Origin of the sequence: Falsibacillus albus, assembly GCF_003668575.1 — a bacterium.
GTDB lineage: Bacteria > Bacillota > Bacilli > Bacillales > DSM-25281 > Falsibacillus > Falsibacillus albus.
Genome location: NZ_RCVZ01000004.1, coordinates 30,315 through 45,869 on the forward strand (window position 1 = coordinate 30,315; position 15,555 = coordinate 45,869).

At 41.5% G+C, this 15,555-nt stretch carries 15 protein-coding genes; 8 read left to right on the forward strand and 7 right to left on the reverse strand.

All coding sequences use genetic code 11. The features are described from left to right. Positions 1-32 precede the first annotated feature (32 nt). From ilvD to D9X91_RS07320, 3 genes are all read right to left on the reverse strand, one after another. Positions 33-1,700 (reverse strand): dihydroxy-acid dehydratase, encoded by a 1,668-nt coding sequence (gene ilvD / locus D9X91_RS07305; RefSeq protein ID WP_121679945.1) that lies wholly within the window; start codon positions 1,698-1,700, stop codon positions 33-35. Positions 1,701-1,710: 10 nt separating this feature from the next. Then, complete coding sequence (gene ilvE / locus D9X91_RS07310; RefSeq protein WP_121679946.1) at positions 1,711-2,619, reverse strand: branched-chain-amino-acid transaminase; 909 nt, start codon at positions 2,617-2,619, stop codon at positions 1,711-1,713. 719 nt (positions 2,620-3,338) lie between these two features. Continuing rightward, a complete protein-coding gene (locus tag D9X91_RS07320; RefSeq protein WP_121679948.1) occupies positions 3,339-4,430 on the reverse strand; it encodes a CAP domain-containing protein in 1,092 nt (363 codons plus the stop codon). A gap of 191 nt (positions 4,431-4,621) precedes the next feature. On the opposite strand from D9X91_RS07320, the gene speD reads away from it, so the two are divergent. Further along, positions 4,622-5,458, forward strand: coding sequence for an adenosylmethionine decarboxylase (gene speD, locus D9X91_RS07325; RefSeq protein WP_121679949.1), 837 nt, complete (start codon positions 4,622-4,624; stop codon positions 5,456-5,458). Positions 5,459-5,556: 98 nt separating this feature from the next. Here speD and D9X91_RS07330 read toward each other — a convergent pair whose 3' ends face one another. After that, on the reverse strand, positions 5,557-5,922 hold the full coding sequence (locus D9X91_RS07330; protein WP_121679950.1) for a cyclic-phosphate processing receiver domain-containing protein: 366 nt from the start codon (positions 5,920-5,922) through the stop codon (positions 5,557-5,559). A 336-nt stretch (positions 5,923-6,258) separates the two neighbouring features. Here D9X91_RS07330 and D9X91_RS07335 point away from each other — a divergent pair, with 336 nt between their 5' ends. Next, positions 6,259-6,963: a Crp/Fnr family transcriptional regulator gene (locus D9X91_RS07335; protein WP_158598261.1), complete on the forward strand. Its 705-nt coding sequence runs from the start codon at positions 6,259-6,261 to the stop codon at positions 6,961-6,963. Between the two features lie 141 nt (positions 6,964-7,104). Here D9X91_RS07335 and D9X91_RS07340 read toward each other — a convergent pair whose 3' ends face one another. The 3 genes from D9X91_RS07340 to D9X91_RS07350 are packed head-to-tail and all read right to left on the reverse strand — an operon-like array spanning position 7,105 to position 9,370. Next, positions 7,105-8,757 (reverse strand): b(o/a)3-type cytochrome-c oxidase subunit 1, encoded by a 1,653-nt coding sequence (locus D9X91_RS07340; protein WP_121679952.1) that lies wholly within the window; start codon positions 8,755-8,757, stop codon positions 7,105-7,107. Position 8,758: 1 nt separating this feature from the next. Further along, entirely contained in the window at positions 8,759-9,226 is a 468-nt protein-coding gene (locus tag D9X91_RS07345) for a cytochrome c oxidase subunit II (protein WP_121679953.1), read from the reverse strand. A 21-nt stretch (positions 9,227-9,247) separates the two neighbouring features. Further along, on the reverse strand, positions 9,248-9,370 hold the full coding sequence (locus D9X91_RS07350; RefSeq protein WP_121679954.1) for a cytochrome C oxidase subunit II: 123 nt from the start codon (positions 9,368-9,370) through the stop codon (positions 9,248-9,250). 307 nt (positions 9,371-9,677) lie between these two features. Here D9X91_RS07350 and D9X91_RS07355 point away from each other — a divergent pair, with 307 nt between their 5' ends. The 6 genes from D9X91_RS07355 (at position 9,678) to D9X91_RS07380 (ending at position 15,520) form a co-directional block, all read left to right on the forward strand. Beyond that, positions 9,678-10,886: an acyl-CoA dehydrogenase gene (locus D9X91_RS07355; RefSeq protein WP_121679955.1), complete on the forward strand. Its 1,209-nt coding sequence runs from the start codon at positions 9,678-9,680 to the stop codon at positions 10,884-10,886. Positions 10,887-11,094: 208 nt separating this feature from the next. Further along, a complete protein-coding gene (locus tag D9X91_RS07360) occupies positions 11,095-11,868 on the forward strand; it encodes an SDR family oxidoreductase (protein ID WP_121679956.1) in 774 nt (257 codons plus the stop codon). Positions 11,869-11,976: 108 nt separating this feature from the next. Then, positions 11,977-13,587: a long-chain-fatty-acid--CoA ligase gene (locus D9X91_RS07365; RefSeq protein WP_121679957.1), complete on the forward strand. Its 1,611-nt coding sequence runs from the start codon at positions 11,977-11,979 to the stop codon at positions 13,585-13,587. A 44-nt stretch (positions 13,588-13,631) separates the two neighbouring features. Further along, entirely contained in the window at positions 13,632-14,201 is a 570-nt protein-coding gene (locus tag D9X91_RS07370) for a TetR/AcrR family transcriptional regulator (protein WP_121679958.1), read from the forward strand. 17 nt (positions 14,202-14,218) lie between these two features. Beyond that, a complete protein-coding gene (locus tag D9X91_RS07375) occupies positions 14,219-15,103 on the forward strand; it encodes a 3-hydroxyacyl-CoA dehydrogenase family protein (RefSeq protein WP_121679959.1) in 885 nt (294 codons plus the stop codon). Between the two features lie 15 nt (positions 15,104-15,118). Then, positions 15,119-15,520 carry an acyl-CoA thioesterase gene (locus D9X91_RS07380; RefSeq protein WP_121680187.1) on the forward strand — a complete coding sequence of 134 codons (402 nt, stop codon included), beginning with the start codon at positions 15,119-15,121 and terminating at the stop codon, positions 15,518-15,520. The last annotated feature ends 35 nt before the right edge of the window (positions 15,521-15,555 follow it).

Sequence of the window (15,555 nt, forward strand, 5' to 3'; positions counted from 1 at the left end):
ATTCATCGTTATTCATTTGTAAAAGAAAATGATTAAATTTTCATCACTCCGCCAGTATTGGCAGATGTGACAAGCTTGGCGTATTTTGCCAAGTAGCCCGACTTGATCTTCGGGTCTGGCTGCTTCCAGGTGCTTCGTCTTTCTTGAAGGACCTTTTCATCAACTAATAATTCGATGGAGCGTGACTCCAAATCTATTAATATCAAATCATCATTTTTAACATAAGCAATAGGTCCCCCTTCAGCTGCTTCAGGAGAAATATGCCCGACGGAAATGCCTCTGCTGGCACCGGAAAAACGTCCGTCTGTGATCAAGGCTACTTCTTTATCAAGTCCGCGTCCTGCAATGGCAGAAGTAGGGGCAAGCATTTCCGGCATTCCCGGTCCGCCTTTTGGGCCTTCATAGCGGATGACAACTACATGGCCGGCCTCAACTGTTCCATTATCGATTCCTGCCTGGGCTTCATCCTGTGACTCGAATACTATTGCTTTCCCTAAGAATCGAGTGATCGATGGATCGACGGCGCCTACTTTGATTACGCCCCCATCAGGCGCTAAATTTCCGAAAAGGATGGAGAGGCCACCTACCGGGCTGTATGGATTTTCTTTTCTCCGGATCACCTGGTCATTGGTGATTTCAGCATTTTGAACATTTTCGGATATGGATTTCCCAGTTATTGTGATTCGATCTTTATGAATGAGTCCATCAATTTGGCAAAGCTCCTTGATAATCGCGCTTACACCACCTGCTTCATGAACATCCTGCATCGAGTAGTCGGAAGCAGGGCTGATCTTAGACAAATATGGAACTTTTTCAGCAATTTCATTGATCTGCCTTAAATCGTAGTCGATTCCTGCTTCATGTGCGATGGCCAATGTGTGGAGTACTGTGTTTGTTGAACCTCCCATTGCCATATCCAAAGCAAATGCATTATCGAATGTTTCCTTGGTCAAAATATCTCGTGGACGAATATCATTTTTGACCAGATCCATGAGATGTTTGGCAGCTTCCCGAATCAAATCATGACGTTTTTCAGATGTTGCGACAATGGTTCCATTACCCGGGAGTGCCAGCCCAAGCATTTCCATTAATGAATTCATGGAATTGGCTGTAAACATTCCCGAACATGAACCGCATGTCGGACAAGCAAGTGATTCCAATTCAAGGAGTTCATTGTGGTTGATGGTTCCTTTGTTATATGCACCAACGCCTTCGAACACAGAAACGAGAGATAAATTTTTGCCAGCAGATGAAACTCCCGCTTCCATTGGACCTCCAGAAACGAAGACGGAGGGGACGTTCGTTCTTGCAGCTGCCATTAGCATACCAGGTGTGATTTTGTCGCAATTTGGTATGTAGAATACACCATCGAACCAATGTGCATTTATGACAGTCTCTGCACTGTCTGCAATGATTTCCCTGCTGGGGAGGGAGTAGCGCATCCCGATATGCCCCATTGCAATTCCATCATCAACACCAATCGTATTGAATTCAAAAGGAATTCCACCAGCCTCGATGATGGCTTCTTTTACCACTTGGGCAAAATGATTAAGATGTTTGTGGCCGGGTATGATATCTATATAGGAATTGCATACACCGATGAAGGGTTTCTCCAGATCTCTTGTCTTTACACCTGTGGCATAGAGGAGACTGCGATGCGGTGCTCGATCAATCCCTTTTTTTATCATGTCACTTCGCATTGTATTCCTCCTAACTGACGACAGCTTGATTGGTTTCCGCAGGGTAGCATTGTACACCGTGCGTCACGACGATTTTTCGAAATTCAGATAGTAAATGATTTGTTACTTTGCCAGGCTTACCTTCGTGAACCTTTCTTCCATCAACCTCTACGACAGCGATGACTTCCACTGCGGTTCCTGTTAAGAAAACTTCATCCGCGACATAGACATCGTGGCGGGTAAATGGAGCTTCTTTCATTTCATAGCCCAGTTCTTTTGCAAGATCGATGATGGCGTTGCGGGTGATGCCTTCCAATGCCCCTAAATAAACAGGAGGGGTATAGATGGTATCGTTTTTCACAATGAAAATATTATCAGCAGAGCCTTCCGTCACGTATCCTTGGTCATTCAGCATGAGCGCTTCATCGACCCCGGCTTGGTTGGCTTCGAGTTTGACCAAAATATTATTTAAATAATTCAGCGATTTGACTTGCGGGCTTAATACGTCTGGACGGTTCCTCCTGCTGGCAACAGATCCGACTCTTAAACCCCGCTGATACAATTCTTTTGGGAACATGCTTAGCTCTTCGGCGATCACGATGACCCGTGGCTGTGAGCAGCATTTTGGATCTAGTCCAAGGTTTCCTACACCCCTGGAAACCACAACGCGGATATAAGCACTTTCAAGCTGATTTCTTCTGACAGACTCAACAATAATTCGTTCAAGTTCCTCCTTCGTATATGGAACCTTCAACATGATGGACTGGGCAGATTCATAGAGGCGATTGAGATGTTCGCTCAGTTTGAATACGTTGCCGCTGTAAACGCGAATGCCTTCAAAAACCCCGTCTCCATACAAAAATCCATGATCATAGACAGATACAACTGCATCTTCTTTTTTGACAAACTCTCCGCTTAAAAAAATCCATTGACTGCTCATACATAACCACTCCTCTCTTTAGTATTTCACCGCTTTAAATTATTGAATTTAAGTGATAAAAGAAGAACCTGGGTTTAAACCGAGGCTTTACTTTTTGGTGAATGAATGAATTTATGTTTTTCTTGATGTTGCGGATTATCTTACAACCATTCTAGTACGAGGTCAACAGGGGAATTCATAAAAATCAGACTATTTAGAACAATCAGAATTATTGGTAGCGTTTTCATTGTTGTTATATCAGTGATTTGGTGTTTTTCAAAAAAGTTTTGTAAATTTTTTTGAAGCGTTTACATCGTTGTGTATTGCAGAAAAGTGAAGGAGGGATTACCAGATAAGTCATTCTCGAAATTATTATTATTTTGTAAAAGTAAAATTTCAAAAAAACAAACAAAAAGGAGAATGGGACAATACTAAATCACTTGACTCTAAAGGCGAACAATATCAGGAGTAAGCATCTATCATCACACCGCTGTTGATTTCCGTGCAAGACTTCGCGTTCCGGACCTACGCTGCGGGGCCCCACCTGTACCGCTCATCCCTCCGGAGTCTTCGTCTTGCATTCCAATCAACAGCAAGAATATGCCAAAAACAACAATCACGCTTAAACATGAAAAACCCGAACGAATCCGAAGTCTATGGAAAGATTTCGCATTATAGTTCGGGTTTTTCATAGACTTAAACACTTTTGTCCCAGCCTCTGGCTTCATCTTGACAAACTATTATTTACTATAAAAATTCTCTGTATAATAAGGCTGCGATTTATCACCGAACGCGACGCCAACGCCTAAGTTTTTGAAGCTTGGCTGAAGGATGTTTTTTCGATGTCCAAGAGAATTCATCAGTCCCTCATGAGCAAAAATACTGCTGATTTGTCCAAATGCAAGATTTTCCCCTGCAGTCATGAAAGTGATATTATCATCATGCATACGATCAAATGGGGATTTCCCTTGCAGGTCTGTATGGTCGAAATAGTTATTTTTCGCCATATCCTCACTATGCTTTAATGCCGTTCCGTGGACGCGATCATCCCATTTCAACGGGGAAAGGCCATGTTCGACCCTTGCAGCATTCGTCAGATCGAATAATTGATATTCAAAGCCTTTTTCCAGCTTCTGTCCAGGGGACGTGTAATACTCATTTTTCTGCTGCTCCATCTGGTCGGATATAATTTGAATGGCAGTCACTGTATTGTTCTCATGTTGGTCATAAAAAATCGTGACGTAGCTATGATCCAAATGGTACATATCATATTCACCATTGCTATTCACCTGGTACATCACGAAACCTTTCCGAATTTGGGAAAGGGGGGTGCCAAGTTTTTTTTCAACCATAGCTTTCGCACTGTTCAGCTTTATACCTATGGATGAGGATATCAAGTCCTGGTCAGTATACAATCCATTCACCTTATTATTCTGATCATAAGATACCATCATGAAATTTTGATAGTTTTGATGGTAGGCATACCAGTCGACACCATATTCGTTCTGCGAAACTCTTTCCGGGGCCCCAACTTCTTTTTCAACTTTTTCTTTTGTTTCGCCAAGTGTGATGTTATATACCGAAAATTTTTGGTTAGTCGGAACCGCCAGGTCGGGTTTAGCCGCTTTTGACGGGCTGGTATTTTCTTTAGCTTTTAATTGCTGTATCGAGCTGTTCACTTTTACTGACAGCTCTTCTAAATTTTTTTCCAAGGAATTTACTGCAGCATTTATTTCAGGCTTTTCCTTAAGAGAATCTATGCGATCTGCCCAGTAGGGTTTGGTCATATAGGCAGTAAAGAGTATGATCAGTAAAAACATAAAACGCTTCATGATATGTTCCTCCTATCCTTCTTCCATTGTAACCTACTATGCAAGTCTTCATAATGATTTGGCCCTTGAAAGTCAATAAATCTTATTGACTGTTTTTCCTATCATTGACTATTTCGTTTTGTTCGGCTGCCGGTTGGGTACCTTATAAAATATCTATATTTTTTTACTGCATGTGAAAGGGGAGAGTATGAATGGAAATACCACATGAAAAACGCGTTCAGCTTCACGGTTTCAACAATTTGACCAAATCCTTGAGCTTTAACATGTATGACATATGCTATACGAAAACAAAAGAGGAGAGAGAGGCGTATCTCGAATATATAGATGAACAGTATAATGCCGATCGACTGACAGGAATCCTGCAGCATGTTGCCGATATCATCGGTGCACATGTCTTGAATATTGCCAAGCAGGATTATGTCCCACAAGGGGCAAGTGTAACGATATTGGTTTCAGAAGGACCGATCGTGGAAGTGCCGAATGAGTCATTTGATGAATCCCCGGGACCATTGCCAAGCACCGTGACCATGCATCTGGATAAAAGTCATATAACTGTCCATACCTATCCTGAATACCATCCTTATGAGGGGATCAGTACTTTTCGAGCCGATATTGATGTCTCTACATGCGGAGAAATATCACCTTTGAAGGCACTCAATTATTTGATTCATTCCTTTGACACGGACATCATGACCATGGATTATCGTGTGAGGGGATTCACAAGGGATATTAATGGGAAGAAGCTATTTATCGACCACGACATCAATTCCATTCAAAACTACATACCGGAAAAAATTAAGAATATGTACCATATGATCGATGTCAATGTTTATCAAGAAAATATCTTTCATACAAAATGCAAATTAAAGGATTTCGATTTGAATAATTATTTGTTTGGTTACACGAAGGAGAGATTAAAGAAAAATGAAGCAGCCGAAATTACAGAAAAGCTGACGATGGAAATGAACGAAATTTTTTATGGTAAAAATATGCCGGGAGAACCACACCATTCAGACCAAAATTCATAAAAGGAAAATATTGCTGTTTTGTAAAATTACAAAACGAAAACCGCCTATTAAAAGGCGGTTTATAAACAGGAAATCATTTTTTTAGGAAAAGAAGATCGTTAAAATGAAAATCCTTTATATATATTTTTATCTGACGAGGTAAAGAGTGGAAGGGGCCGTTGAATGATTTTTATCGAATGCGGCATCCTTTGCTCTTTTTGTGCTTGTTTTAAATATTGGTACATTGCTTTGCTTCCGACTGAATTTGCAGAATGAATGGTGATTCTTTCTGCAAAAAGCTGATGTTTCACCATTAAATGCACGAGCATTAATCCATTTCTAGATTTATTAACTAAGTCATGATCCAAGGATAGATGTTCAATGTGAAAGTTTTCCAATAGTTCAAAGCAATCATCAATATTTTCAGCCAAAACGTGACCTTGGGGACATGTACGAAAGTCATCCATGAAAACATTGATACTCATTTTTTATCAATCCTATTTGTAAGACTTATTAATAGTGTAACACACAAAACAAGCGACAAATTATGCATAGTCTGGAAGGGAAAAATAAAAACCTGTCACAGCATGTGTTTTAAGTCGAAAAGTGGGTATAAAGTCATTTTTTATTTTTTCGTCCAATTATAATCATTTCAACGGAAATTAGACATGAAATCCGTTTTTACAACAAAGTTCTCTGATTTTAAAGTACCTGTTTAAAAATTCGGAATAGGATTGAAAACGGAAAATATGTTTGAATATTCCATTGTTTCGGTTGATAATATGAATTGATTGGAAATTTTCTAAGAAGGGGTTATGAAAATGGATACACCTAAATATCCCAACACGAATATTTTCTCGGATCGGACGTTTGAACACATAAAAGCATTCATGAGCCTTCACACATATCAAAAAGATTCTTTTTTGTTCCTGGAGCAGGAGTTATCAGACAACCTCTATTATGTTGAAGAAGGTCAAATCAGAATGACCAAGACAACTGAAGACGGGAAAGAAATGGTGCTATATTTGTTTCAAAAAGGCGATTTATTTGGCGAGTTGGGAGTCATCGGTGAAACGCAGCATCGATTTAATGCAAAAGCATTGAGAGACAGCAAGGTAGCCACGATCACCCAAAGGGACGTGGAATCCATCATTTTGAACCACGGGGATGCAGCAATTGAATTTGTCCGATGGATGGGACTCATGAACCAATTGATCCATACGAAATTGCGCGATCTATTGTTATATGGAAAGATCGGTGCTTTATGTTCTACATTAATTAGATTATCCAATTCGTTTGGTGATTCAGGTGAAAATGGCGTGAAGATTTCTAAAAAAATGACGAACGGTGAACTGGCCGACTTGATCAATACATCCAGGGAAACGGTGAATAGAATGCTTAGTGATTTTAAAAAGAATGGAATCATTGAATACAGCCGAGATGGAGAGATCATCATTTTAGATATGGAGCATTTAAAAAAACAGTGCCACTGTGAAGGCTGTCCAATAGAAATATGTAGAATCTAATCATGGAGCCGCCCATTATGAGAGGACAGCTCCAATATGTTTTACTCTTCTTCGGGTGAATTGATTTCTACTATTATCGCAGTTACAAGCGTCAAGCCTAATATAAAGGTGAACGTCAAAGTAAACAAACCTTATCAACTCCTACCATGTTTTAAATCCCGGCGATCCAGGTGGTGCATGCTGGATCATATGGAGAACAGGGATTGCATACGCAAATAAGATGAGAGTTAACGAGATTCCAATCCAAAGTCCCCAATTTTCAAGGAATTTCGGTGTCCTGCTGACATCGCTTTCAGCCATTGGGAATTGAACTGCATCTTTTTCGTGTTCGGCTTTGGGCGAGATGAATAAAGACACCAGAACGATGTAAATCAATATCGCGGCGGACAGAAATAAAATTGAACCCCCGATTGCCATCGTGACATGATTGGAAAATAAACCGTCAAACCATTCTTTTGCTTGGGGATTCCCGTTGTATCCCGCATATGCCGTTCGCCGGGGGGCTCCCATTAAGCCCAGGATGTGTTGAGATGTCGACATTAAAAACATTCCAATAGACCAGGTGAAAATTTGGATAAATGCGAGCCTTTTCAGTGCAGCGGTAAATTTTCGCCCTGTTAAATATGGGATAAGCCAGAATGTCAGTCCCATGAAAGTCATAGCAACAGGCGTCCCCACGGTTATATGAAAGTGTCCAACGACCCACAAAGTATTATGAACGGCTTCATCCAACTGAAAGCTTGCATTGATGATGCCTCCTGCACCACCGGGGATAAAGAAGGCCATTGCGATAAAAATGGATGTAAAGCGAACATCGCGCCATGGTAGTTTTTTAAACCAGCCAAAAAGACTCTTGGCCCCCATGTCCCTGCCAGTGGTTTCAAAAACCGCGAATATTGAAAACGCAGTCATCAATGAAGGGATGATGACCATGAAAGTCAGTACCGTCTGTAAAAACTTCCAAAATGATCCGATTCCTGGTTCGACCATTTGATGGTGAAAACCAACTGGCATCGAGAAAAGGATGAATAGGACAAAGGCCAACCTGGCCAAGGAATCACTGAACACTTTACCGCCGATGATATTGGGCACAATGACATACCACGCCATATAGGCCGGAAGAAGCCAAAAATAAACGAGTGGATGACCGAAATACCAGAATAGTGTACGGCTTAATTCGACATTGATCGTTTTTGTCCAACCGAATGCCCATGGGATGTATTGAAATACCACTGTGGCCACTACACCCAAACATGCAATGATCCAAAGGATGAGCGTTGCAACAGTCATGAATGCAAATAATGGACTTATTGCACCTTTATTTTGCTTTTTCCATCCTGCATAATGTCCGATGATCGCGAAACCGCTGATCCAGGTGCCTATAATGAATAATGCGAGCCCTACATAATACCAACCGCTTGCTTTAAGAGGCGCATAGAATGTATAGAGCACAGATGCCTTGCCGGATATGATCATGACGGTTGCCAGAACCGTGCCAAAAGTAGTCACCCAGAAACCAGCCCATGAAGCAAATGTTACTCCGGGGCTGAAATTCCCAATAGATTTACTGATTCCTGCAATAAAAAAAGCGAAGATAAAATAAGTGGTATAAATAAGTGCCAAAAGGACTCCATGAGCGGTCAAAATTTGATAATAATCAAGCCAGGAAGGCAATTTCAAAGCATTATTCCTGATAAAAACCTGCATTAGCCCACAAAAAGTACCGATTAAAAACGCTGCATACGCAACCCCGATATAGGATAGTGACAATTTTTTTTCATGTCGGCCGATCATTTCAATACACCTCGATTTCCGTTTGCATAAAATGGTGCCCGGATCCGCAATATTCATTGCAAATCACAAGATATTTTCCCGGGTGTTGGAAAACATAGGTCTTCGTGTTGATTTGGCCGGGAACGACCATCATATTGACCTTTGTATTCACGATTGTAAAGCTGTGTGTGACATCCTTGCTGGTCACTTTAAATATGATTTTCTTGCCCGCCGGGACTTTAATTTTTGCTGGTTCATATCCGAACGTCATAGCGATGAGGGAAACTTGGTATGTTTCATCATCGATTTTTACCAATCCAGGATGATCGAAAGGAGGAGTATGTTCGACCTTGTCTGGGTCAATTGTCATCATTCCGCCGGCAGGCATATGATTGTGGGAAAATGCACTTACCCCTATGATCACTAAAAAAACGGCTAACGATAATATTCCGAATGACAGCCAAATCTTTTCATATTTATGAAGATGCATAATTTCACCTGCTTCCTTCGATTATCTTCCCAGGTAGAGTGCGTAAACACTTACCCACATTGCTGTAATCAAAAAACCTACAGCAAATACACTGATCAAAGTACCTTTTAAATTCACCTCTGATTTATCTTGATGCTTTTTCATTCCACATCACCCCTCGCATGTGTTGGATTCCATTAAAGGATAATCCTTTCATTTTCAATCCACTGTGACTTTTATCACATTAACTGAACTAATTTGGCGGTGTTTAAAAAATTGTCAAATTTAGAGAAATTAATTTCCTTACCCCGTATATGGATTATTTAGCAGATATGAAATGAATCTAATGAAAATCTTCTTAATAAATATCAGAATTTTTAGATTAATATTTGATTATCAAATTCAAATAATTTACTATAGGATGTAAGGAACATACCGACTGGTCAGTAGATTCCAAGAAAGAGGGGATTGCATGATATTTGAGCACAGTGAAAAGGTGAAAAATCTTCAAAACAAGCTTTATGCCTTCATGGAAGAACATGTTTATCCGAATGAAAAGGTCTTTGAACAACAGCTTAATGATCAGCATGACCGTTGGCGTCAAATTCCGTCCATTATGGAAGAACTTAAACAAAAGGCAAAAGATGAAGGACTTTGGAATTTATTTTTGCCGGACAACAAATATGGAGCTGGATTGACAAATGTAGAGTATGCTCCGCTGTGTGAGATAATGGGGAGGTCACTCATTGCTCCGGAAGTATTCAATTGCAGTGCGCCTGACACGGGAAACATGGAAGTTTTGGTGCGCTATGGCTCTGATGAGCAGAAGGAAAAGTGGCTGAAACCGCTCCTATCAGGTGATATCCGTTCTTGCTTCTCAATGACAGAGCCGGATGTGGCTTCTTCGGACGCGACAAATATTGAGATGGATATCAAGGGACATGGTGATCATTATGTAATTCACGGACGAAAGTGGTGGTCTTCCGGTGCTGGAGATCCCCGTTGTAAAATTTCAATCGTCATGGGGAAAACAAACATGGATGCCAGCCGACATGAACAACAATCTATGATTCTTGTGCCGCTTGATACGCCAGGGGTGAAAATTGAACGGATGTTGCCGGTGTTCGGCTATGATGATGCGCCTCATGGCCATGCTGAAATCACCTTTGATCAAGTAAGGGTGCCGAAGGAAAATATTATTTTGGGGGAAGGCAAGGGCTTTGCCATCGCACAAGGTAGACTCGGGCCAGGCAGAATTCATCATTGCATGAGATTAATTGGATTGGCTGAACGTTCACTTGAAGAATTATGTAAGCGTGTACAAAAACGGTCAGCCTTTGGTCAACCTCTATCAAAGCAGGGTGTGATAAAGGAATGGATTGCAGATTCAAGAGTGGAAATTGAACAGGCGAGGCTCTTGACCTTAAAGGCAGCTTATATGATGGATACTGTCGGTAACAAAAAAGCAAAAAAAGAAATTGCCATGATTAAGGTGGTTGCACCTTCCATGGCCCTGAGAGTGATTGATCGAGCGATTCAAGCTTTCGGTGCAGCCGGAGTGTCCGATGATGCCCCTCTTGCACGGTTCTGGGCTACCGCCAGGACATTAAGGATTGCGGATGGTCCGGATGAAGTACATAAAGCACAGATTGCGAAATTGGAGCTTAATGACTGGAATTAAAAAGTTCTTTTCTCAAACTTTGTTGCTTTAACGACCAAAGTAGGATGGTCCATTCAATTTGTTATCACTTAAATGGCCGAATAAGCGGAAAAGGGCCGGGATCCTATGTCTTAACCCGCCATACATCTATTTACGCGTTAAAGTCGGCAGTATGATTTTAACAACAATCTTTACGAAAACAGCCAATTAAAAAGAAGGAGTGGAGAACATGCATGTTATGAAGCTATTCGATTTAACGGGGAAAACAGCGATCGTTACAGGAGGAGGAAGGGGGTTAGGCAGGCAGATCGCAGAAGGGTTTGCAGAAGCAGGGGCGAATATTGTCCTCTGTTCAAGGAAAGTGGAGGCATGTGAAGAAGCTGCTGAAGAATTAAGGCAGCTTGGGGTAAAGGCATTGGCCTTGAAATGTGATATTACCAATCAAGAAGATATTGCGTGTGTCATCGAGAGGACGATTGAGGAGTTTGGAGGTATTGACATTCTAGTAAATAACAGCGGGGCAACATGGGGGGCACCCGCAGTGGACATGCCCATCGAGGCTTGGAAAAAGGTCATCGATGTAAATGTAACGGGCACTTTTCTAATGAGCCAAGCGGTTGGAAAAGTCATGATTGAACAAAAGTCCGGAAAAATCATCAATATCGCGTCGGTGGCTGGATTAAGCGGTACAGATCCGAGGGTGATGGATACGATTTGCTATAACACCAGCAAAGGGGCGGTCATAACTTTCACAAAAGACCTTGCAGTGAAATGGGGGCAATACAATATCAATGTAAATGCCATTGCACCGGGCTTTTTCCCGACAAAAATGTCCAAGGTTGTGATAGAGAATGGGAAGGATCCGATTTTAGATTCAACCCCATTAAAGCGCTTTGGTACAGAGGATGATCTAAAGGGAGCGGCATTGTTCTTCGCCAGTGGCGCATCTGACTTTGTCACTGGAGACATATTGGTCGTGGACGGGGGAACAAATGCAATGTAAAGCAAGGAAAGAGAGCATCCTGCAGCGTAAACCTACCATTTCCGACTTTTGTCAGCTAAAACAATACAATAGAATGCCAATTGAAAAGAGTTCATAGGAGGATTTCGAATGAATGAAGAAAAAAGAAATGCCTATTATTCTAGTCATCTTATGAAAAAAGAACGCATCCCTTTAAAAACCATCCCGGAAATGCTTCAAGACACTGTCTCCAAGTATCCGCATCATTCAGCCATATCATTTTACGGCCAAAAAACAACTTACCAGCAGCTGAACCAATCCGTTCAATTATTCGCATCCTCCCTTCAAAGAAACGGGGTACAAAAAGGGGACAGAATCGCCATCATGCTGCCTAACTGTCCACAATATGTGATCTCCTACTACGGTGCTTTAACTGTGGGGGGGATCGTGACGCAAGTCAATCCGATGTCAGTCGAGCGTGAACTGGAGTATGTATTGGTTGATTCAGGCGCAAAGACAATCATCGTCCTTGATGCATTCTATCCTATCGTCAAGAAAGTCCAATCCAACACAGATATAAAATCCATCATTGTGGTCAGTCTCCAGTCAAGCAGCAAGTCTTATGAAACTGATTATTCGTTTTCTCATTTTCTCTCGATGGGAGACGGCGGCGTCCATCCGGTTGAAATCAGTCCTGAGCATGATATCGCCATACTCCAATATACAGGGGGGACAACAGGCCGTTCCAAAGGCGCCATGCTTACCCATCAAAATCTATTCATGAATGTCTTCCAGTCATATGAATTTTTCAAGGAAGAAATCGATTTAGGCAGGGAAAAGTATTTGACCGTTATTCCGCTGTTCCATGTCTACGGAATGACATCATGCATGAATTTCTCCATCTTTGTAGGATCTGAATCGATCATGCTGCCGAGGTTTGATCTTGATGAAGTACTGCAAACGATCAAATTGGAACAGCCCACCGTTTTTCCGGGGGTTCCGACCATGTACATCGCCATCATCAATCATCCCAATGCAAAGGAGTTTGGCATCGACAGCATTAAAATCTGCAACAGTGGAAGTGCTCCCATGCCGGTTGAACTGATGAAAGAATTCGAGAAGAAGACCGGGGCTAAGGTTTTAGAAGGCTACGGACTATCTGAAGCCTCGCCGGTCACTCACTGCAATCCATTGTTTTCTGAAAGGAAGCCTGGCAGTGTTGGAATTCCGTATCCATATACAGAATCTAAAATAGTCGATTTAGCCACCAGTATGGAAGAAGTGGAAGCGGGTGAACTTGGTGAATTGATTATTAAAGGGCCCCAGGTCATGAAAGGGTATTGGAATATGGCGGAAGAGACTGCGCATTCACTCAGAAATGGATGGTTATACACGGGGGACATAGCCAAGGTGGATGAAGACGGTTATGTGTATATCGTCGACCGGAAGAAGGATATGATCATTGCGAGCGGCTACAATATTTATCCCCGTGATATCGAGGAAATCATTTATGAGCATCCCGGTGTTCAAGAGACTGTGGTCATAGGTGTCCCCGATCAATATCGAGGGGAAACCGTCAAAGCGGTAATTGTCCCAAAAAGCGGGATATCCCTTACTGTTGAAGAGATCATTTCCTACTGTAAATTGAATATGGCAGCCTATAAGGTTCCCCAAACCATTGAATTTCGAAGAGAATTGCCCAAAACGAGCGTCGGAAAAATCCTCCGTCGCGCTTTAAGGGAAGAGATGCACAGCAAATAATGTGTATCACACCTACAACAATGAAATGAGGAAGGAAATCAACGATGAAATCTAAAATAACGGAAATGAGCATTCGATTGTTTGAAAAAAAAGGATTCAGTGAAACATCCATTCAGGAGATCGTTGATGCAATCGGTGTGACAAAAGGAACCTTTTACTATTATTTTTCAAGCAAAGAGGAACTACTTATGGACATCCAGCTTCATTACATTGAAGAACTATTAACCAAACAATCTGCGATTCTTGAAAATGAAGACAATGATTGTAAAGGAAAACTATATGAAATCGTTCACTTGCTCTTAAGCTGCATTAAAGATCAAGGACTGAGCGCAAAAATCTTTTTTAGGGAACTTAACAACCTAAGCAAGGAGAGTTTAGGAAATATATTTCCTAAACGGGATGATTTTCGTTTGAATATCGAAAAGGTTGTGAGGGAAGGAATCGAGAGAAAGGAGTTTCGCCCAGACCTTAATCCTTCGATCATCACTTTTGGGATTTTGGGGATGGCGAACTGGAGCTACCAATGGTTTGATCCGGAAGGGGAATTGACTGATGAAGAAATTGCCCGAATATTTATTGACGCGATGCTGAATGGCATAACGTTAAAAGGATAAACAAGGAGGAGAAAAGGATGAAGATAACGGACGTACAGAACATTACGGTCATAGGAGCAGGGCAGATGGGACACCAGATCGCCATGCTCTGTGCTCTTGGAGGATTTGAAACGATGCTTCAGGATATTGACGAAGCTGCGCTGGATAAAGCGGAAAAAGGACTGCATTCCCTGATGGAAAGATGGGTCGCAAAAGGAAAAATATCCGAAGACCAAAAAGATGCTGCTTTCCAAAGGCTGACATTTGCTTCCAGATTTGCGGAATCAGTGGAAAAGGCTGATTTGGTCATTGAAGCCGTCGTCGAAAAGCTGGATGTCAAAAGAAAAATATTTGCCGATCTTGAGATCCATACACCGGATCATACTATTTTCGCAACAAACAGTTCAACGATCGTCAACAGTATGCTTGCTGAAGTGACTAAGCGTCCTGATAAAGTCGTCAATATGCACTTTTTCTTCCCTCCATTGGTGATGGACTGCGTCGAAGTGGTCATGAGTGAAAACACATCCGAAGAGACAGCTCAATTAGCGATGGACGTATGTGAAAAAATCAATCGGAAAGGGATATTGCTGAAAAAGGAGATTTCCGGATTCGTGGCTAATCGTATTCTGGGGGCGCTCCAAAAAGAAGCGATGAATTTATATGAGCAGGGAATCGCAGACTTCAGGGATATAGATCTTATATGCAAAAAAGCACTGAATCACCCGATCGGACCATTTGAGTTGATGGATCTTTCCGGCATCGATGTCGGCTATTATGTGATGGAACAAAGGTACAAGGAAACCGGAGACCCTGAAGACAGGCCATTTGCATGCATGGAGGAAAAAGTAAAAAAAGGGCATCTTGGCAGGAAAACGGGAAAAGGCTGGTACGACTACGAGAAAAATATGGTCAACAAATGATGGGGGTTCAAAATGATGCATGAGAAACATGTTACGGTTCGTTTTTGTGAAACAGATGCCCTTGGCCACGTCAACAATACGAGCTATTTTATTTATTTGGAGGACGCACGGATTGAATTTTTTAAATCCCTCGGCTACAAAATGAAGGCGAATAAATGGAATTTCATTCTCGCTTCGACAAAGTGTGACTTCCTTAACCAAGGTTATTTCAATCAAGATTTGAAGATTACTACTTTGGTAACAAAAATAGGAACAAAAAGCTTTCACTTGATGCACGATATACAATGTGCCCAGACTGGTCAGCAGATAGCCAAAGGGAATGAAGTGATCGTTTATTTTGATTTTGAGGAGCAAATAAGCAAGCAGATACCTTTAGAATTGGCTAAATCTCTTGAAGAGCATTTGAGTTTGGTTTGAAAAGTCGGAAATTTTAGTTTTATTAAGGGGGGAGC